This is a genomic window from Chitinophagaceae bacterium (genome assembly GCA_016710165.1).
Taxonomy (GTDB): Bacteria; Bacteroidota; Bacteroidia; order Chitinophagales; family Chitinophagaceae; genus Ferruginibacter.
Window position 1 is genome coordinate 2111935 of the sequence record JADJLJ010000001.1, and the last position, 18887, is coordinate 2130821.

16 protein-coding genes are annotated in these 18887 nt (G+C 45.3%); 6 read left to right on the forward strand and 10 right to left on the reverse strand.

All coding sequences use genetic code 11. From position 1 onward, the window contains the following. The 5 genes from IPJ02_09185 to IPJ02_09205 all read right to left on the reverse strand — a co-directional run bounded on the left by IPJ02_09185 (nucleotide 1) and on the right by IPJ02_09205 (nucleotide 4537). Entirely contained in the window at nucleotides 1-990 is a 990-nt protein-coding gene (locus IPJ02_09185) for an aldo/keto reductase (protein ID MBK7375713.1), read from the reverse strand. A gap of 67 nt (nucleotides 991-1057) precedes the next feature. Further along, nucleotides 1058-1537: an LPS export ABC transporter periplasmic protein LptC gene (gene lptC, locus IPJ02_09190; protein ID MBK7375714.1), complete on the reverse strand. Its 480-nt coding sequence runs from the start codon at nucleotides 1535-1537 to the stop codon at nucleotides 1058-1060. A 160-nt stretch (nucleotides 1538-1697) separates the two neighbouring features. Further along, complete coding sequence (locus tag IPJ02_09195; GenBank protein ID MBK7375715.1) at nucleotides 1698-3047, reverse strand: hypothetical protein; 1350 nt, start codon at nucleotides 3045-3047, stop codon at nucleotides 1698-1700. Continuing rightward, nucleotides 3019-3744, reverse strand: a complete 726-nt coding sequence (locus IPJ02_09200; GenBank protein ID MBK7375716.1) for a type III pantothenate kinase — start codon at nucleotides 3742-3744, stop codon at nucleotides 3019-3021. The genes IPJ02_09195 and IPJ02_09200 overlap by 29 nt, the downstream gene beginning before the upstream one ends. 157 nt (nucleotides 3745-3901) lie before the next feature. After that, the gene (locus IPJ02_09205) at nucleotides 3902-4537 is read right to left on the reverse strand and encodes an LON peptidase substrate-binding domain-containing protein (protein MBK7375717.1); all 636 of its coding nucleotides are present in this window, start codon (nucleotides 4535-4537) and stop codon (nucleotides 3902-3904) included. Nucleotides 4538-4662: 125 nt separating this feature from the next. On the opposite strand from IPJ02_09205, the gene IPJ02_09210 reads away from it, so the two are divergent. Continuing rightward, nucleotides 4663-9063 (forward strand): FG-GAP repeat protein, encoded by a 4401-nt coding sequence (locus IPJ02_09210; protein ID MBK7375718.1) that lies wholly within the window; start codon nucleotides 4663-4665, stop codon nucleotides 9061-9063. 2 nt (nucleotides 9064-9065) lie between these two features. Here IPJ02_09210 and IPJ02_09215 read toward each other — a convergent pair whose 3' ends face one another. Continuing rightward, the gene (locus tag IPJ02_09215; protein ID MBK7375719.1) at nucleotides 9066-9824 is read right to left on the reverse strand and encodes a glycosyltransferase family 2 protein; all 759 of its coding nucleotides are present in this window, start codon (nucleotides 9822-9824) and stop codon (nucleotides 9066-9068) included. A gap of 103 nt (nucleotides 9825-9927) precedes the next feature. Between IPJ02_09215 and meaB the strand changes: the two genes are divergently transcribed. Further along, the gene (meaB, locus tag IPJ02_09220) at nucleotides 9928-10818 is read left to right on the forward strand and encodes a methylmalonyl Co-A mutase-associated GTPase MeaB (GenBank protein MBK7375720.1); all 891 of its coding nucleotides are present in this window, start codon (nucleotides 9928-9930) and stop codon (nucleotides 10816-10818) included. Here the strand turns inward: meaB and IPJ02_09225 are convergent. Continuing rightward, the gene (locus IPJ02_09225; protein ID MBK7375721.1) at nucleotides 10815-11060 is read right to left on the reverse strand and encodes a hypothetical protein; all 246 of its coding nucleotides are present in this window, start codon (nucleotides 11058-11060) and stop codon (nucleotides 10815-10817) included. The genes meaB and IPJ02_09225 overlap by 4 nt on opposite strands. A gap of 120 nt (nucleotides 11061-11180) precedes the next feature. Here IPJ02_09225 and IPJ02_09230 point away from each other — a divergent pair, with 120 nt between their 5' ends. Together IPJ02_09230 and IPJ02_09235 are read left to right on the forward strand one after the other, a co-directional pair. Continuing rightward, a complete protein-coding gene (locus IPJ02_09230) occupies nucleotides 11181-11903 on the forward strand; it encodes a tetratricopeptide repeat protein (GenBank protein MBK7375722.1) in 723 nt (240 codons plus the stop codon). Between the two features lie 86 nt (nucleotides 11904-11989). Then, nucleotides 11990-13126, forward strand: coding sequence for a tetratricopeptide repeat protein (locus IPJ02_09235; GenBank protein ID MBK7375723.1), 1137 nt, complete (start codon nucleotides 11990-11992; stop codon nucleotides 13124-13126). 2 nt (nucleotides 13127-13128) lie between these two features. On the opposite strand, the gene IPJ02_09240 is transcribed toward IPJ02_09235, so the two are convergent. Beyond that, nucleotides 13129-13908: a glycosyltransferase family 25 protein gene (locus tag IPJ02_09240; GenBank protein ID MBK7375724.1), complete on the reverse strand. Its 780-nt coding sequence runs from the start codon at nucleotides 13906-13908 to the stop codon at nucleotides 13129-13131. Between the two features lie 10 nt (nucleotides 13909-13918). Then, nucleotides 13919-15052, reverse strand: coding sequence for a glycosyltransferase family 4 protein (locus IPJ02_09245; protein ID MBK7375725.1), 1134 nt, complete (start codon nucleotides 15050-15052; stop codon nucleotides 13919-13921). Nucleotides 15053-15132: 80 nt separating this feature from the next. On the opposite strand from IPJ02_09245, the gene IPJ02_09250 reads away from it, so the two are divergent. Further along, entirely contained in the window at nucleotides 15133-16317 is a 1185-nt protein-coding gene (locus IPJ02_09250) for a glycosyltransferase family 4 protein (protein MBK7375726.1), read from the forward strand. Between the two features lie 37 nt (nucleotides 16318-16354). On the opposite strand, the gene typA is transcribed toward IPJ02_09250, so the two are convergent. Beyond that, on the reverse strand, nucleotides 16355-18169 hold the full coding sequence (typA, locus tag IPJ02_09255; GenBank protein MBK7375727.1) for a translational GTPase TypA: 1815 nt from the start codon (nucleotides 18167-18169) through the stop codon (nucleotides 16355-16357). A 191-nt stretch (nucleotides 18170-18360) separates the two neighbouring features. Here typA and IPJ02_09260 point away from each other — a divergent pair, with 191 nt between their 5' ends. Continuing rightward, nucleotides 18361-18819, forward strand: coding sequence for a methylglyoxal synthase (locus tag IPJ02_09260; protein ID MBK7375728.1), 459 nt, complete (start codon nucleotides 18361-18363; stop codon nucleotides 18817-18819). Nucleotides 18820-18887 lie beyond the last annotated feature (68 nt).

Here is an 18887-nt window from a genome sequence, read left to right on the forward strand (position 1 = left end):
TTAATAATCGGGTGGTTTTGGTTTTGTCTTCAGTATGGTCTCGATCTTATCCATCACTTCGGGCGTAAGCTGTTCCATTGCTTTCAGTGCTTTCAGGTTATCCAGCAGTTGTGCTTTTTTTGTGGCGCCCAGGATCGCTGTGCTTACATTCGGATTCCTGATACACCATGCGATACTGAGTGCAGCGGTGGTCATGCCCAGTTTGGCAGCCAGGTCACTGAGTTTTTTTACTTTCTTTATCTTTTCATCCATTACCCACCGCTCCTTCAGCCAGTCGAACCCTTCCAGTGCAAAGCGGCTTCCCTTCGGGATCCCGTCATTATACTTCCCGGTTAAAAGGCCGGATGCAAGCGGGCTCCAGATGGTGGTTCCCATCCCAACCGTTTTAAACAACTGCAGGAATTCATTCTCCATTTTATCCCGTTCAAACAAATTATACTGCGGCTGCTCCATGGTTGGACCGATCAGGTGGTATTGCTGTGCCGCTTTATGGGCTTCCATGATCTCCACGCCACTCCATTCACTGGTGCCCCAGTATAAGATCTTTCCCTGCTGAATAAGATGGTTCATTGCCCATACCGTTTCTTCAACCGGTGTATTCTTATCGGGCCGGTGGCAGAAATACATATCCAGGTAATCAACCTGCAGCCTTTGCAGTGCTTCATCGCAGGCTTCCATCACATGCTTGCGGCTAAGCCCGCTTTGATTGGGTTTATTCTCCTTGCCACGCCATCCCCAGAATACTTTGGAGGAAACCGTATAGGAGGTCCTGTCCCATTTTTTCTTTTTCAGTACACGGCCCATCATCTTTTCACTTTCACCCAGGGCATATACTTCTGCGTTGTCAAAGAAATTAATGCCCGCATCGTAGGCAATACCCATCAGCTCGTCGGCCACCTTATCATTTATCTGTTTGCTGAAACTGACCCAGCTTCCGAAAGACAAAACACTTACCTGCAGGCCGGATCTTCCAAGTCGACGATATTCCATAATGAATTAAATTGAATGCGTTTTTGATCGCTGTAAAGATAACAAAACAACCATGCATTTGTTGGGGTCAGTCAACCGGGAATTGTGAATTGGGGACCCGGATAAAACTATTGGATACATTTTTAATGACCCATTCCTTAAAATCCTGCCTTGCTTCCATACCAATGCCGTCAATGATCTGCAGCTTGCGGCGGATGCGCACTTCCTTATCGGTATAGAATTCAAACCCGGTTCGGTTCCTGTCCCACCAAAGTTCCTGGCAGTAAAGCGTATCGCCCAGCACATTGATCACCACCACGCTGTCTTTTAAAAAGACCTTGCTCTCGGCTTCAAAATATTTTCCGTAAAGGGCGTCCAGCCGGCTGTCGACAGACCCGGTATCATTATAAAAATCAACATGCAGTTTTTTTGGGAATTCAACATAGGGGTTCACATCCTGCACCCGCAGCATCAGCGGGGATATGAGTTTAGCCTTTGCTTTGCCGCCCAGTGTATAGTTGATATCGGCATTCTTTACTTCCTCAATACCCAGGTTCTTACTGCTCATGTCCTGCAGCTCCTTGTCGGTGTTCTCACAGGAAAACAACAACAGGGCAAACAAGATCACAACCGCATTTTGTTTGAAATGTGCAGACAGGAATGAACGGGTTAATTTGCCTGAAAAGGAAGCCATGTATATGATTGCAGTAATAAAGCGTAAAGTTAGCTTAATAATACTTACGCTTCTGGAACCAGCTTGCATTCATTGAAACGCCGATGCTGATCCGTACCAGGTTTTCCCGCAGGTTGGTTTGCTTGTTACCCCTGTTACCTACTTCAATGGCGGTGTTCAGCATCACAAATTCCCCGGTATAACTGATCTTTTTTAAGGAAGTCAATGGCATACCCGTACCAATGGTAAAACCATATTCGGGCCTGTTCTTATTTACGTTGATATAATCAGGGCCATAGTAGAACCCCGCCCTGTATTTTACAAAGTTGAAATATTTTATTACCGGGCTGGCTCCCTTATTGGGATAATATTGTGCGCCAACCCGTACTGTCCAGTTGTTCTTTACCGCATCCGTCTGTCCATAATACCGGTAGCTGCTCCAGTTGCCGAATTCAAAGTCGGCACCAAACATCCAGTGCTTGTCCAGGTAGTTCAGCCCAAAGCCGCCTCTTGCCGGGTACCGGATCTTCCCTTTTATATCCTTATTGTCAAACACACTGTCGATGCGGTAATACGTGCCATTGGGATCATAAAATATCGTCTCCCGGATATTATCACTGCTGGCGTTCAGGTTCTGCTGCAGGTTTCCATAAACTCCTATCCGCAGGTTTTTTGTTACGTTATCATTATTATCCTTTGCCAGGGCAATATCATATTGCATCCCGCCATTTATGAACAGTCCGCCAAACGTGGTTTTATTTTCGGAGTTGGAGAGATAATAAAATGTACTGTCATTGATGAAAGTAAGCTTGGTGCTGTAATCTTTGCTGCCAAACATGTAACCTGCATTAAAACCAATACTGAAATTCCTGATCTTAAGGCCTGTACCGATAAACGCCTGGTTCAAACCACCGCTGCCCTCGTACACCGTATTCAAACTGTCGATGCCGGCAAGTCGCTCGTTCTTCTCGATCTTATAGTTTATTTTAGAAACCGGCTTAATGCCAAAACTCATTCCCCAGAACATTTTCTTCCTGGCCATTTTAGGGGTGGTGAGCGGAAAACCGATCTGCAGGTATGAGAAGTAGGTATTGGCAGAAGTGAATTTATCTGCGGGGCTGCTGCTTTTTAACGTGCGGATATCTACTTCGGCGCCTATGTCAAAAATGGTCAACCCGATCGTTGACAGGGATGCCGGGTTGGTGAAATTTATGCTCCGGTTATCGATCGAAGCAGCGGAGATACCAGCCATGCCGCGGGTAAAAATATTCTGGTTGGGAGTAAGGTCACCCAGGCCATAGCGTGAATAAGGTGAATTTTCCTGTGCGCTGGCTGCCGTATAAAGGCCAAAAACCACGAAAAGTACGGATACGGATTTAGCTATTGTTAGTTTCGCTGAGTGCATACAAGCCTTTAAATAAAAAATTATAGTCGGCAAATATCTTGTTTTTAAGCTGCCCGGCAAAATAGGCGGTATCCCCCCCGGTTAAAACAGCGTTAAAGTTGCCATATTTAGCGGCATATGCATTAATGAAACCATCTATTTCATAGGTAATTCCGGCTATTACACCACTTTGCATATTTGTCCTGGTATCGTAACCAATTAACGGAAAATTCCAGTCTTTTTGCACCAGTGGGAGTTTTGCCGTGTAATACTGCATGGCTTTGAACCGCATTTCCATACCCGGCGATATGCTGCCTCCCATGAACTGCTGGTATTGATTAATGAAATTATACGTGATGCAGCTGCCCAGGGCAATGACCAGGTTATTCCTGCCCGGGAAAAAGCGGGCTGCTGCTGCACAAAGGGCCAGCCTGTCGGACCCGATCGTTTCCGGTTTGGCCGACGGAACGCTGAAATTTAATTTAGTAAGATGAGAAACCCGGTGAAAAGCAGTTTTTGACCTTAGCAGTTCTTCTAATTCAGTATTGTGATCGATCACCGAAGAAAGAATTGACCTTTGCGGTTTGTACTCTGATAATATCCTCTCAATGGTTGCCCTGTCATCATTTTCCAGTATGAATTCGCCGTGGTAGCTGTCTTCTTCAAACAAAGCCGCTTTAAGCCGGGTATTTCCAAAATCGAAGCAAAGGGTTTTCATGCATTTTTATTTATCGGATCGGGCCTTGGTCATTAAGTCATTTAAAGTTTATACTGTTTCAGTAAGAGCCCGATAACCCAATGAGCAATGACCCAATGACTCAATGACTCAATGACTCAATGACCCAATGACCAATGACCAATGACTAATATCCATCTCAACTATCCAATCCTTTCAGGTTTTTAAAATGTCCGTTCAGCTTCACGCGCTCTTTCAGCAATTCCATCTCTGCCAGCAGCGGTATCACTTTTTTCAGATGCCTTTTCAAATATTCCTGCCGCTGCAGTTCCTGTAACAGTTCCAGCAGTTCATATTCTTCCTGCAGGGAAAGTCCTGCGTGGTGGGCCACATCGTAACTCCACAATTCTTCATCCGGCTTGGAAAATTTCTTTTCAATATTAAGCAGTTTGTGCAGTTCCTTTATTCCCTTCACAATACCCTGCATCAATGCCCGGTTCCCTTTTTCGTCGTTATCCGGGTAGCTTACGATGGCGCCGCTGTACAATTTATCGGGCAATGTATTGATCATTTCCAGCATGCGGAATACCTGCAGGCCTTCTGTTTTAATGTCCATCTTTCCATCATCATATACCTGGCTTATTTCTTTCACCTGCACAAGAGTTCCCATTTCATTTATTTTATCATTTACAACAGCAGGGATGCCGAAGGGTTTTTTTGTTTCAAAACATTCACTGATAAGTTGCTTATACCTGGGTTCAAATATATGCAGGTTAAGCTGCTCGCCGGGATAAACCACGATACCAAGGGGGAATATGGGGATGAAGTTGGTCATGGTTGGCTAATAAGTACGCAAATATAAGGCTGCAAATAATTATGAAACCCTGATTTAAAAGTATAAATTTACCATAGTATCAGTTTCTGATCCACAACCTGCTGTTCAATAAATATAAATCTAGCATGTACCGGAAGTTATTATTAGCTGCTGTTCTTGTTTTTTCCTGTATCACCCTCCGTGATATTGCTCCCCCGGACAGGTCATCTTTACCAACCCCAGCTTTTAATTTTACAAAAGCAAATTATCCAGGTAAAACAACCGGCATCCCATTCTGGGAGACCGGTAAAAAAGATTCTGTTGTTGATACGGCTGCCTTAAAACAAGGCAACTGGTATGCAACTGTAATAAAAAATATTGAGGCCAGTGAATACGAAATAAAGAGAGATGATAAGACAGGGCTGTATTGCGGACCTAACCGTCAACAACAATTACGGGCATTCTTTAATTACAATAGTTTTACCCTGCAACCCCGGAGTGAAGAAAAAGGCTGGACATTAAGAATGCAGCTTACCGGTATTTATGCAAACAAAAAACTTATTGCCTGTCCGGGTGAAAATGATCTGCCGGTAATAGGTTCCAACAAAATCATTTTCAACAATGATGATTTTTCAACCGAATATATCAACAGCAAAGAAGGAATTCGCCAGAACTTTATAATACAGAAAGATCCTGGCTGTCCGGCAGGCAGGCCTCAAACCTTAAACATCAAACTTCAAACAGACAAAGGCTGGTATATTAATAAAGTGCACGATAAGGAACTGCATTTTGCCAAAGCAAAAGGCGATCAACTCTCCAAAAAAATCACTTATAATAGTTTAAAAGTTTGGGATGCCAATAATAAAGAGCTGGCTGCAAGGTTTTTGGTAAATAAAAAACATGCGGGTTTTGACATTGAAGTGAATACAAGCAATGCTGTTTACCCCATTACCATTGATCCGCTAAGCACAACACCAAACAGCATCTTGGATGACTGCGACCAGGCCAATGCCAATTTCGGGATCAGTGTCGCCTCTGCCGGGGATGTGAATGGAGATGGATATAGTGATGTTATAATCGGTGCTTATAGTTTTGACGATGGCTTTACAGATGAGGGAAAGGCCTTTGTTTATCATGGATCTGCAACTGGTTTATCTGCCACACCCAACAGCACCCCTGATGATGCAGATCAGGCCGGAGCAAACTTTGGGTATTGCGTTGCTTCTGCCGGAGATGTAAATGGGGATGGGTACAGTGATATTATAATTGGAGCTTTCAGTTTTGATGAAGGCTTTACAGATGAAGGAAAGGCCTTTGTGTATCATGGATCTGCAGCTGGTTTATCTGCCACACCCAACAGCACCCCCGATGATGCTGACCAGGCATTTGCCCAGGTTGGCATCAGTGTGGCTTCCGCAGGAGATGTAAATGGGGACGGATTTAGTGATGTAATGATCGGGGCCCGTTTGTATGACGACGGCTTTTCGGATGAAGGAAAGGTATTTGTTTATCATGGCTCCGCAACTGGATTATCTGCCACACCCAACAGCACCCCTGATGATGCAGACCAGTTAAATGCCTATTTTGGATTTAGCATAGCCTCTGCCGGGGATATAAACGGCGATGGGTATAGTGATGTGATCATTGGTGCTTACAGTTTTGATGACGGCTTTACAGATGAAGGAAAGGCATTTGTTTATCATGGCTCTGCTGCAGGATTATCTGCTACACCCAACAGCACACCTGATGATGCTGACCAGGTATTTGCCTATTTTGGATTTAGCGTCGCCTCTGCCGGGGATGTAAATGCTGATGGATACAGCGATGTAATTATTGGGGCTTATCAATATAACGATGGTGCAAATACTGATGAAGGCCGGGCTTTTGTTTATCATGGCTCTGCTGCAGGATTATCTGCCTCGCCTAACAATACTCCTGATGATGCTGACCAGTCAGGTGCCAATTTTGGGGTAAGTGTTGCCTGCGCAGGAGATGTAAATGGTGATGGATACAGCGATGTGATCATTGGTGCATGGACTTACGACGATTCCGGCAACAATGATGAAGGGCGTGCTTTTGTTTATTTTGGTTCGGCAACCGGTTTGTCTGCCACACCCAACAGCACCCCTGATGATGCCAACCAGGCATTTGCCCAGTTTGGGATCAGTGTTGCCTCAGCAGGAGATGTAAATGGTGATGGATACAGCGATGTGATCATTGGAGCAAATGGATATAATGATGGTGCTAATGCAGATGAGGGTTGGGCTTTTGTCTATCATGGTTCAGCTGCGGGCATAAATACCACACACACAGCTATTGTTGAAAGCAACCAAGCAAGCGCCCAGATGGGTTATTCAGTAGCTAGCGCCGGCGATGTAAACGGCGATGGGTACAGCGATGTGATTGTTGGTGCTTATTTATACGACAATGGACAAACAGATGAAGGTACTGCCTTTGTGTACTATGGTTCGTCAACGGGTATTAATACTATGGCTGTTGATACGCTAGAAAGCAATCAAGCAAATGCATTAATGGGTAGGTCTGTAGCCAGTACCGGTGATGTAAATGGAGATGGATACGGCGATGTGATTATTGGGGTGTATAGTTTTGATAATGGGCAGATAGACGAAGGTGCCGCCTTTTTATACCATGGTTCGCCAACGGGTATTAATACTACGGCTGCCGATACGCTAGAAAGCAATCAAGCAAATGCATTTATGGGAGTTTCAGTAGCTTCTGCCGGTGATGTAAATGGCGATGGGTACAGCGATGTGATTGTGGGGGCTCTTTTTTATGACAATGGTCAGTCAGATGAAGGCGCCGCCTTTTTATACCATGGTTCGCTAACGGGTATTAATACTATGGCTGCCGATACGCTAGAAAGCAATCAAGCAAATGGATTTATGGGAGTTTCAGTAGCTTCTGCCGGGGATGTTAATGGCGATGGGTACAGCGATGTAATTGTGGGGGCTTCTTATTACGACAATCTTGAGATAGACGAAGGCGTCTGCTTTGTGTACCATGGTTCGTCAACAGGTATTAATACTACATCTGCCGCTATGGTTCAAAGTAATCAGACGTTTGCCTATATGGGAGTTTCAGTGGCTTCTGCCGGGGATGTTAATGGTGATGGGTACAGCGATGTAATTGTGGGGGCTTCTTATTACGACAATCTTGAGATAGACGAAGGCGTCTGCTTTGTGTACCATGGTTCGTCAACGGGTATTAATATCACGGCTGCCGATACAATAGAGAGCAACTTAGCAAATGCATATATGGGCATTTCTGTCGCCAGTGCAGGCGATGTAAATGGGGATGGGTATAGTGATGTGATTGTGGGGGCATTTTTATATTATAATGGGCAAGCTGCCGAAGGCGCAGCCTTTTTCTACCATGGCTCGCCAACGGGTATTAATACCACGCCTGCTGCTATCGTAGAAAGCAACTTGGCATTTGCACGTATGGGTATTTCCGTAGCCGGTGCAGGTGATATAAATGGCGATGGGTACAGCGATGTGATTGTTGGGGCTTATTCATACGCCAATGGACAAACCGATGAAGGCGCTGCTTTTGTTTATCATGGAAACAACCCGGGTACCAATAAACGCAATAACCTTCGCCTGTACAACCAGGACCTGGTAACTCCCATCCAGCAATTGAATATTACCGAGCCCAATTTATTTGGTGCCGGCTTTTTTTCAAAATCACCCTTAGGCAGGGTAAAGGGCAAACTGGTTTGGGAAGTAAAAGCACAGGGAGTTGCATTCAGTGGAAACCCCATTACCAACAGCACGGCTTACCTGGATAAGCAGACTTCGTTTACCGATTTGGGCACTGCCGGCACAGAATTAAAAAGCCAGGTACAAAAAGTTGGAAGTAAAGCGAATAAAATAAGAACCCGGGTTGAATACGACAAGGTAACCGCCATAACCGGGCAGGTATATGGTCCCTGGCGCTATCCGCCCGGTTATACCCAGGGTGCTTATGGTATGAATTCCGTACCACTGCCGGTAAAATTAAATGGGTTTTCTGCGGCATTGATCGAAGGAAAAGTAAAACTGCACTGGTCAACAGCTGATGATGAAAACGTGAGGACTTACCAGGTTGAACGAAGTGCTGATAATATGAATTTTACATCGACCGGAACTGTTTCTTCGCTTCATCAAAATAATAAAACCTATACTTTCACCGATAACCATCCGCTTAAAGGCAGGTCATGGTACCGCCTGCGTGTGATGGATGAATACAACCGTATTGGTTTTTCAAATACTGCTTTAGTTAAAAATACAAAGGATGCCGTTCTTGTTTATCCAACCATCATCGGCAGGGGCGAAACAGTAAACCTGTTGTTCAATAACAATATTTCAGGAAACGTGGAATTGTTGCTGGTTAACGGCAACGGGGCTTTGGTTTTCAGAAAAACGATCAACGCTTCGGGCAGTAATAATTATCCGGTAACATTGTCTTCATTGCCACCGGGTGTTTATGTTCTGTCGGTAATTCATAAAGGGGTAAAGGTAATTACACAAAAGATCATTGTACGGTAAGATCAGGAAGGATTTTTTTTATACATGCTATTAAGGTTGCTGTATTTCAAAAAAGTATACCAGGCCGTTGTCCTCGCAATGATGAACCCTTCTTTCCCGTCTAAAAAACCCAGCCGGAAAATATAATGCTGCAAAAAAGCAAAGACAGGAGAAAAGTACTGTTTGAAGAAATTAGGTTTCTTCCCCGATTCAAAATATTTCTTTGCATTCATTTGGGCATAGCCGGCCATTTTATCGGTATACTCCTGCCGGTTCTGTGCCGTATAATGCAGGATATTGCCGTTAAGCCGGCTTATTGTAACGCCGGCCGGAAAAATAAGATTCTCATGTACGGCCACGTCGTTCCACTTTACCTGTTTACGGTTGAACAGGCGGATATGGCTGTCGAAACCCCACTCGCCATACCGTATCCATTTACCGCAAAAGAAATTTTTAAAGCGTATGTTGAATACCTCCTTTTCATCGGCCAGGGACAGTTGCTGAAGCGACCGTTTCAGTTCTGCATCGATGGCTTCATCGGCATCCAGGCTCAGTATCCAGTCGTACTTTGCTGCAACTATGCCTTTGTTCTTATTAATGCCGTAACCACCCCAATCGGTTTCAATAATGTTGGCACTAAATTGCCTGCAAATTTTCACAGTTTCATCGGTGCTGCCGCTGTCAACGATCACCATGTCATTGAACTCCGGCTGCAGGCTTTGCAGGGTATTGGCAATTACATGGGCCTCATTTTTAGTGATGATGACAACCGAAATGTTCATGCTGCAAAGAAACAATAAAAAACAGGATAAGGAGTTCAGGACCCATTCCGGGTAAAAAACTAATTAATTTGGAATTTGGGTGCAGAAAAATGAAATTTGTTCAATGTGGAAACAACAGCTTGATGAAATTAAAAAAGGCAACAGCAAAACACTTGCCCGCTGCATTTCGCTGGTTGAAAACGAGGCCAATGGTAACGACGAACTGTTGCAGCAACTGCCCCCGTCTGATACACCCGTTATCGGCATAACAGGTCCGCCGGGTGCCGGAAAAAGCACACTGGTTGATGCCCTTATCGGCACACTTATCGCCAAAGGAAAATCCGTTGCAGTACTTTGTGTAGATCCATCTTCTCCCTTCAACCTGGGCGCCCTGCTGGGCGACCGCATCCGTATGAGCGACTGGTACGACAATCCAAACGTGTTTATCCGTTCCCTGGCCACAAGGGGTTCGTTGGGCGGGCTGCATCCCAAGATCATTGAGATAAGCGACCTGCTGAAAGCAGCGCCCTTTGATTACATCATCATTGAAACGGTTGGTGTCGGGCAAAGCGAAGTGGAAATTGCCGGGCTTGCAGATGCTACCGTGGTGGTGGTGGTTCCCGAAGCCGGGGATGAGGTACAGACCATGAAAGCCGGGCTGATGGAAATTGCTGATATTTTCGTTGTAAACAAATCCGATCGTCCGGATGCCGACCTTTTTGTAAGGAATTTACGGTTAATGCTTGCTCCTGCATTTCACAATCATGCCGACCCGGTTCCGGTGATCAAGACTATTGCTTCACAAAAAAAGGGGGTGGAGGAACTGGCCGACAGGATCAACGAGGTCATTTTGCACAAAAAGGACAATGAAAAAAAATACTGGCTGCTGGCGGAAAAAGCCTGTTACCTCATACAACAAAAACGGATGAGCGACATTGATAAAAAGATGTTGAAGGAAAAAATAAAGAATGCGGGCAGTGCATTCAATCTATACCGGTTCATCCGGGATTATTAAGTGACCGGATCGCCCTCCTGCTCTTCCAGTTTCTTATTGGTCTTCCACCAGCGGTACCCGATGAATCCCACGATCGCAAAGGGCATCATCATTAAATAAAGTATGGCCGAATTCATGCCCTGGGCGGGCTTTTCACCAAGTTGCAAAGATGTTTTTGTACAAACCGAGCACTGGGCATCGGCGGTTGACGCCAGCAGGACAGCTGATATAAGCAATAGTAATATGAATGAAAATCTCCGCATTCGCCCTGCAAAGGTAAGGCGGCGGAAGCTATCCGGGCACTATGTTTAACAGAAAATAAATAACAATTTTGTCTGCCGCAACCAAAGATGATTTTAATTTGCATTAAATAAAACCAGGCTATGCTGAAAAAAAATTTATCGCTCTTTTTTTTGATATTTACCGTTTCCGCCCTGTTCGCCCAACCCTATAATGCAAAGAGTTTTTATAAGGCCGGTATAGATTATAAAAACAAGAATATGTTCCTGGAAGCGATGGGGGCTTTCAAAAAGGCATTTTCAATGGATAAGAAATTTGATTCCGCCTACCTGGAAATGGGGCTTTTGTATTCAAAAACATCCCGGCCCGACAGTGCGGTCTGGTATTATAACAAAACGATCTCCATCAACCCGGCCATGGCATCGGCGCATATAGCCCTGGGGAATTTTTACCGGGATGCAAGGCCCAATTACGACTCGGCCTTGATCTGCTATTTTAATGCCCTTAAGACAGACAGCCTGAATAAAGTGACCTATTACAGCATTGCCTGGTGCTATAACGCCAAAGGAGAATATGAAAAAGCCATCCCCCCTGCCATAAAATCGCTGGAAATAGACAATGAGTACAAACCCGGTTACAGCGAACTGGGGCATGCCTACCGCAGAACAGGTAAGTTTGCCGAAGCCATTGAGCAGTTCAAAAAGAATCTTTCGGTTTCGGTAGTTGACCTTGCCTTACTCTATTCCGGCTATTGCTATGCAGAATTAAAGGATAAGGAAGGCGCCCTGCGGCAATACGAAGCGCTTTTAAAAGTAAATGAAAAAATGGCTGCTGCGCTGAAGAAAAGAATTGACAGCATGCAGTAATAGGCCCATGGCCCGGTTCCCAAATACCCATTGGCACGTATTGCATAATATGCCAGAGCGCTGTACTTTGTGAGAAACTTCATACCATGTTCAAACGCATACTATCCGTTTCCATTAGCCTGCTGATACTGAATGCCGGTTTTGCCCAAACAGGAAAAACGGCCAGCCAATATTACGATGAAGGCATAAAATTCAAGGACCAGAAAAAATACACGGAAGCGGTCGGTTCTTTTAAAAAAGCGATCAGCCTGAAAACCGAATACAAAGAGGCATTGTACTATGCCGGCTGGTGCAGCATTGAATTAAAGAATTACGACGAAGCCCTTACGTACCTGCAAAAGGCCAAAGCGCTCTGGCCCAACGAACCAAAAGTTTATTTAGAGATCGGCTATGCCCTGGAAAACCAGGGTAAAAAAGAAGAAGCAAAACAGAATTACACGAAATGCATCAGCCTGAAGCCTGATTATGCCCTTGGCTACAAATACCTGGGTTATATTTATTATGATGAAGAGAACTATACTAAAGCGCTGGATAACCTGAAACTCTATATTTCCTATGAGCCCAACAGCACCAGCGACGAAGTGTATTACCGCAAGGGATATTGCGAAAATGAACTGGGCAAATATTCCGATGCCATCGCCTCTCTGAATAAGGCCAACGAGCTCTACCCCGATGATGCAAGCACCTACAATGAACTGGGTTATGCGTACCGCCAGCTGGAGAATGCAGACGATGCACTGAAGAATTATAAAAGGGCCATGGGGCTGAATTCCAAATCAGTGGCTGCCACGAATGGGGTTGCCGATGTATACCGTGACCTGAAGAATGATGCCACGGAAGCGCTCAGGTATTATTTAAAGACCCTTGAAATAGACCCGAAGAATAAAAAGGCAAATTACTGGACCGGCTGGTGCTACAATGACCAGGAGCGTTACAATGATGCCATTCCTTACCTTAAAAAAGCAATAGAGATCGATAACAAATATGTGAGTGCCATCACGGAACTTGGTTACAGCGATTACGCTTTACAGAACTATGATGATGCACTGATCCAGTTCAAGCGGTCCATCGCCCTTGAGAAAACGGAACTGAACCTGTATTATTCCGGCCTCTGCTATGTGGGCAAAAAACAAAAAAGCGAAGCCATGAAGTATTACGATGAACTCACGAAAATGAAATCCGATTATGCAGGCAAACTGAAGAAGAAGATAGATGCCCTGTAAGTTCAGACTGCCGGTTTAATTTCCGACCCGATGGCAGCATTATGAAAGATCTCCTGGTCGAAGAATTTTGGTTCGGTTACAAACGCCTTCAGTTCTCCTTTCATGATCGTTGCACTTAACAGGTCATCTGCCCGGTAAACCACGGGGGTTTGTGCAACCAATAATTTTTTTGCCGCCTGCAATGTGATCGCATACGCATGGGTACAATCATGAAAGCCCGCTTTTTTTAAATGTTTGCTCCAAGGCTTAGGCAACAGGTTGCTTACCATCTTAAAACTCCAATTCATCAGGCCCAGGGCGCTCAGTATTTTGTAAAAGAATTGTTTTGCTCTTAACCCGGCTGTTACGTGCTCGTGTTTCAGGTATCCGAGGTAAACCAGTTCCCAATCCGGCGGTAATTCCTGCAATGCTTCCGGCAAGTGGGCCATATTGTCTGCCAGGGGAAGAACATCATCTTCCAGTATGAGTATTCTTTGCCATTGCTGCTCCACCATGGTTGCATACAGGTTCCTGTGCGAAAGGGAACAGGCGACCTCTCCCAGGTTCAGTACTTTTCCCTGCCGTTGCAATTGCCGGGCCCTGGGTTCATCATAGGTGCCGTTTGTTTTAACCGTTTCCGGGTCCAGCTGCAGTTTATCGGCCCCCCAGAAAAATTCGAAGGAAAGGCCCTGGAGCTGTTGCTTTACTTTTTCATGCCTGTCTGTAAACCGGGGAACGGATACTACCAGTATCTTATCAAAATACTGTTGCAAAGATCGTATGGCAGCTTGCGGGATCGGCAAGGGTGATCATTTATTTATTCAGAATTTTTTGTGCAATACCATAAAAGGTCTTCCCCCAATGCTCCCAGTTCAGCTCTTCCTCAAATTTCTTCCGGCTGTTTTTGCTCAGCTGCCGGTAAGCTGCATCATCAAAAAATAATTCCGCTATTTTTTCAGCATAGTCCGCTGCCGTTGCTTCAGTCGGCAGGGCAAAACCATTAATGCCGTCCTGCACATTGGTACTCACTCCCCCGGTGTTGGTTGTAATGGAAGGTACGCCAAAAGCACTGGCCTCGCAAAAAACAATACCGGCGCATTCGGCTCTTGTTGGCAATAATAAAAAATCGCTGTCACGGGTTATATCATACAGGCGTTTTGCCTCCTCTGTATTATGCCGGTCAATAAAAGGTATCACGGTAATATCCTTATCCGTGACCGGAACCGGGGGAGTACAACCAATGATCGTTAAGTGAACGGGCACTCCTTTTCTTTGTAAAGCATAAAAAGTATCCAATGCGATCTGCCCGCCTTTTCTTTCCCACTCAACACCCAGGAAAAGCAGTTGGCAAACATTGTTCTTTCGGCTTTTCACTTCATCCGGGCCCGGGATGATGTCGAAATTGGCACCAAAAGGGGCAACCGTTATCTTATCTTCAGGGATACCATAATCACGGATGGCAGATCGTTTTGCCCAATCAGAAGCCAGCATGCAATGCGCTGCTTTTTGAAAGGCAAGCTTATCTAATTCAATACCCTGGCTGATATTATACGGCGCCAGGTTGTCAAAAGAATCGTAATAACCCTGTATCTGCTGAAAGGTTGCATCCGTCATAAAGATGACCGGCACAGATGTCTTGCAGTAAGCAATGAGTTGGGGGGCTGCCGGAACAAATAAAATATCCAGCCTGGCAGTACGCATGTCTTTTTCCAGTTGCCTGCTGAACCATTTGGCATATGTCCGTAAGAACTCAACCGCCACTTTTTTATGCCGGAGTTTCTGTACCTGTTTATGAAGGATCAGTTGCTCCCGTATATACCATGGCCATTTATAGTGAAAGACCTCCACCTCGCTGTACTTTTTGATCTCCTGGTACGTGGAATAATAGATCCCCGACCAGGAATTCTTTTGCAAGGGATCCCATCTTCCGGCAAAACCAGTTCTCATTGATTGACTGTTTGTCTGCAAATATCTTTTTAAAATTGAAAAGGGCCGGGTAAATTTTACTTTATGTAGTTTTGATGCCAATGAGGATCGCATTCATAAGTTTTGAATTTCCGCCCGACACTGCTATTGGCGGCATTGCTACCTATGCAGAGAATGCTGCCTTGCTGATGGCCAATAAAGGACATGCTGTTGAAGTGTTTACAGCCAGCCCGGAAAGGTCCTCGCTGCATGAGCCGTTTGCAGACAATGTGCTTGTACACCGCATCCATACAAAGGACCGTGATAATTTTTGCAGGCAGATCTTACCCGTTTTCGCCGAGCGCCACAAACAGGTGGGCTTTGACCTTGCAGAAAGCCCGGAATACGGCCAGGAAGGCATGGAGATAAAAAAAAACTTCCCCGCATTGCCAATGATCGTCCGGTTCCATACCCCGTCATTCTGGGTGAAGCAGCTGAATAAGAAATTTGTAGCCGGAAGCCTTAAGGAGAAACTGAAAAAAAGTCTTGGCATCGGGCAGTACAAAAAAGAAAAGGATAAGGAATACCGGTTTGCAACCATGGCAGATGGATGGGTTGTTCCCTGCACAAGCATGAAAGACATCCTGGTTCAGCACTGGAACCTTGACCCCGCAGGAATTGATATGATCCCCAACCCTTTTTTACCATCACCAGCCCTTCTGGAGATTCCGGTTGAAACAAATACCAATACGGTAACCTACCTTGGAAGGCTTGAAGTAAGAAAAGGTGTAACCCAGTTTGCAGCTGCCATACCCTTGGTGCTGAAAGAAAGGCCGGACACTTTGTTCCGTTTTGTCGGCAAGCCCAATCATGCACCTGATAAAAAAGGGATGATGGATGCGCATCTGAAAGCGCAGCTAAAGGCCTTCGAAAAAAATATTCAGTTCTTTCCACAGGTTCCCAAAGAAAAGATCCCGCAGATCCTGGCGCAAACAGACCTCTGTGTATTTCCCAGCTACTGGGAGCTGTTTGGGTATGTTTGTACCGAAGCAATGGCTGCCGGCAGGGGCATTGTTGCCGGCCGGGAAGGAGGAATGAAAGATATGCTGGAAGATATTAACGGAGGGGTGCTGGTTGACCCCATGTCGGTAAAAGAGATTGCAGATGGCATCTTGTTTCTACTGAATAACCCTGCAGAACGGTTCTTAATGGCGGCAAGAAGCAGGGAAAAAGTGATAAACTACTATGCCAGGGATGTTGCTGAAATGATGGAACGGTATTACATGGGTAAAATAAAAAAGCACTGAAGATATTCCAGTGCCCTTTCCTGTAGTTCTTTATTTTTTATACTGCTTCCGTACTCATTGACTTCTGCACTTTCTTCCTGTCTTCCTCATTCAGTATCACTTTGCGCATGCGGATATTTTTCGGCGTAACCTCAATGCACTCATCCTGCTGGATATACTCCATGCATTCTTCCAGTGTCATCAGTGTTTTTGGAGCGATCCGGCTTGCATCATCACTGCCACTTGCACGATGGTTAGTCAACTTCTTAGGTTCCGTTGCATTCACAACAAGATCTCCTGGTTTTATATGCTCCGCAATAACCTGTCCTGCATAAACCTCTTCTCCCGGGTCAACAAAGAAGGTTCCTCTGTCCTGTAATTTGTCTATGGAATATCCGGTTGTTTTCTCTGTATTCTTCGAAAGCAACACCCCGTTATTACGTCCGGGTATTGGCCCTTTCCAGGGGCGATACTCAATAAAGCGGTGAGCCATAACGGCTTCGCCTGCTGTATTGGTAAGCATGTTGCTTCTTAACCCGATCAAACCGCGGGAAGGGATCTCAAACTCCAGGTGCTGCATCTCGCCCTTGGTTTCCATTACGATCAATTCTCCTTTGCGTTGAGTTACCAGGTCAATGACCCTCCCGCTGAATTCCTGTGGCACATCCACGACCAGGTTTTCGTATGGCTCACATTTTTTACCATCGATCTGTTTAACCAGTACCTGGGGTTGTCCTACTGTAAGTTCATAACCTTCCCGGCGCATGGTTTCAATCAATATGCCTAAATGCAGAATACCACGTCCAAATACCTGGAAGCTGTCGGCACCATCCGTATCCTCAACCCGCAGAGCAAGGTTTTTTTCGGTTTCTTTCATCAGCCTGTCACGCAAGTGACGGCTGGTCACAAATTTTCCGTCCTTTCCAAAGAATGGCGAGTTATTGATGCTGAAAAGCATGCTCATAGTTGGCTCATCCACGCTGATAACCGGTAACGCTTCCGGGAATTCAGAATCGCAAATGGTATCACCAATGTTAAATTCTTCCAAACCCACGATGGCACAAATATCACCTGCACTTACCTGGGTCGCCTTCTTTTTACCCAATGCTTCAAAGGTGTATAATTCTTTGACTTTTGATTTCAATATCCTGCCATCAGCCTGTACCAATACTATATTCTGTCCCTCTTTGATAACTCCTCTTGCTACTTTACCCACTGCAATTCTTCCCAGGAAGGAAGAATAATCAAGTGACGTGATCTGCATCTGTGTAGTTCCTTCATTCACTTTCGGCTCCGGAACATGTTCCAGGATGGCATCCAGCAACGGAAAGATATTATCCGTTTCCGTCAACGAGGTATTCATCCATCCCTGCTTGCTGCTGCCGTAAATGGTAGGAAAGTTCAATTGTTCTTCGGTTGCATCCAGGTTAAAGAACAACTCAAAGACCGCATCATGCACTTCATCCGGGCGGCAGTTTGGCTTATCAACCTTATTGATAACAACAATGGGATGTAATCCTAATTGCAACGCTTTTTGCAGTACAAAACGGGTTTGGGGCATGGGACCTTCAAACGCATCCACCAGCAGCAACACCCCATCGGCCATTTTTAAGACCCTTTCCACTTCGCCGCCAAAATCACTGTGGCCCGGGGTGTCGATCACGTTGATCTTCACTCCCTTGTAGGTCACGGAAACGTTTTTGCTGAAGATGGTAATACCTCTTTCCCTTTCCAGGTCATTATTATCCATGATCAGTTCACCCGTTTCCTGGTTTTCACGGAAGATGTTGGTACTGTGCAGGATCTTGTCCACCAGGGTCGTCTTTCCATGGTCTACGTGGGCAATGATCGCAATGTTTCTGATATTCATTATTAAAATTATTAAGCTGTATCCTGCAAACCACGGGCCGTGCATAAAACCCAGCCCCAGCGGCTTATCCTTTACAGCTGTTTTTAAGGGCGCAAAGGTACGCTAATTCAGCCGGATGGCAAGGGTAATTATGAATTAATATAGGACGTGATTACTTTTCAAAAAACGGGGTATTAAGAGTAAATTACCTCACAATGAAGAATATAAGAAGAACGGGGGCCCGCAAACGGATAGCGCTGGTTGCACACGACAACAAAAAAGCAGAACTGATCGAGTGGGCTGTTTACAATAAAACATCCCTGGCAAGGCATGAACTGGTTGCTACCGGTACAACCGGCAAACTGCTGGAGGAGGAATTAGACAGGCCGGTCAAGAAAATGCTCAGTGGTCCTTTGGGAGGCGACCAGCAAATAGGCGCCATGATCGCGGAAGGCAAAATTGATGTGCTCATATTTTTCTGGGATCCGATGGAGGCCCAGCCGCACGACAGCGATGTAAAAGCATTATTGAGGCTGGGTGTTGCCTGGAATATTTTACTGGCCTGTGACCGGGCAACAGCCGATTTTATTTTAACCTCCCCGCTGATGCAGGATGAATACGAGATCATTATCCCGGATTATAGCCTGTATATGAACCGGAAACTGGCAAAGTAAAACCTTCTGCAAATAGCAGAAATGCTGAACAGCAGAAACAAAAAGCGGCCATGATGATCATGGCCGCT

Coding starts and splice junctions, on each gene's coding strand:
- IPJ02_09185 (MBK7375713.1), bottom strand. CDS start 990: ATGGAATATCGTCGACTTGGAAGATCCGGCCTGCAGGTAAGTGTTTTG.
- lptC (MBK7375714.1), bottom strand. CDS start 1,537: ATGAGCAGTAAGAACCTGGGTATTGAGGAAGTAAAGAATGCCGATATC.
- IPJ02_09195 (MBK7375715.1), bottom strand. CDS start 3,047: ATGCACTCAGCGAAACTAACAATAGCTAAATCCGTATCCGTACTTTTC.
- IPJ02_09200 (MBK7375716.1), bottom strand. CDS start 3,744: ATGAAAACCCTTTGCTTCGATTTTGGAAATACCCGGCTTAAAGCGGCT.
- IPJ02_09205 (MBK7375717.1), bottom strand. CDS start 4,537: ATGACCAACTTCATCCCCATATTCCCCCTTGGTATCGTGGTTTATCCC.
- IPJ02_09210 (MBK7375718.1), top strand. CDS start 4,663: ATGTACCGGAAGTTATTATTAGCTGCTGTTCTTGTTTTTTCCTGTATC.
- IPJ02_09215 (MBK7375719.1), bottom strand. CDS start 9,824: ATGAACATTTCGGTTGTCATCATCACTAAAAATGAGGCCCATGTAATT.
- meaB (MBK7375720.1), top strand. CDS start 9,928: ATGTGGAAACAACAGCTTGATGAAATTAAAAAAGGCAACAGCAAAACA.
- IPJ02_09225 (MBK7375721.1), bottom strand. CDS start 11,060: ATGCGGAGATTTTCATTCATATTACTATTGCTTATATCAGCTGTCCTG.
- IPJ02_09230 (MBK7375722.1), top strand. CDS start 11,181: ATGCTGAAAAAAAATTTATCGCTCTTTTTTTTGATATTTACCGTTTCC.
- IPJ02_09235 (MBK7375723.1), top strand. CDS start 11,990: ATGTTCAAACGCATACTATCCGTTTCCATTAGCCTGCTGATACTGAAT.
- IPJ02_09245 (MBK7375725.1), bottom strand. CDS start 15,052: ATGAGAACTGGTTTTGCCGGAAGATGGGATCCCTTGCAAAAGAATTCC.
- IPJ02_09250 (MBK7375726.1), top strand. CDS start 15,133: ATGAGGATCGCATTCATAAGTTTTGAATTTCCGCCCGACACTGCTATT.
- IPJ02_09260 (MBK7375728.1), top strand. CDS start 18,361: ATGAAGAATATAAGAAGAACGGGGGCCCGCAAACGGATAGCGCTGGTT.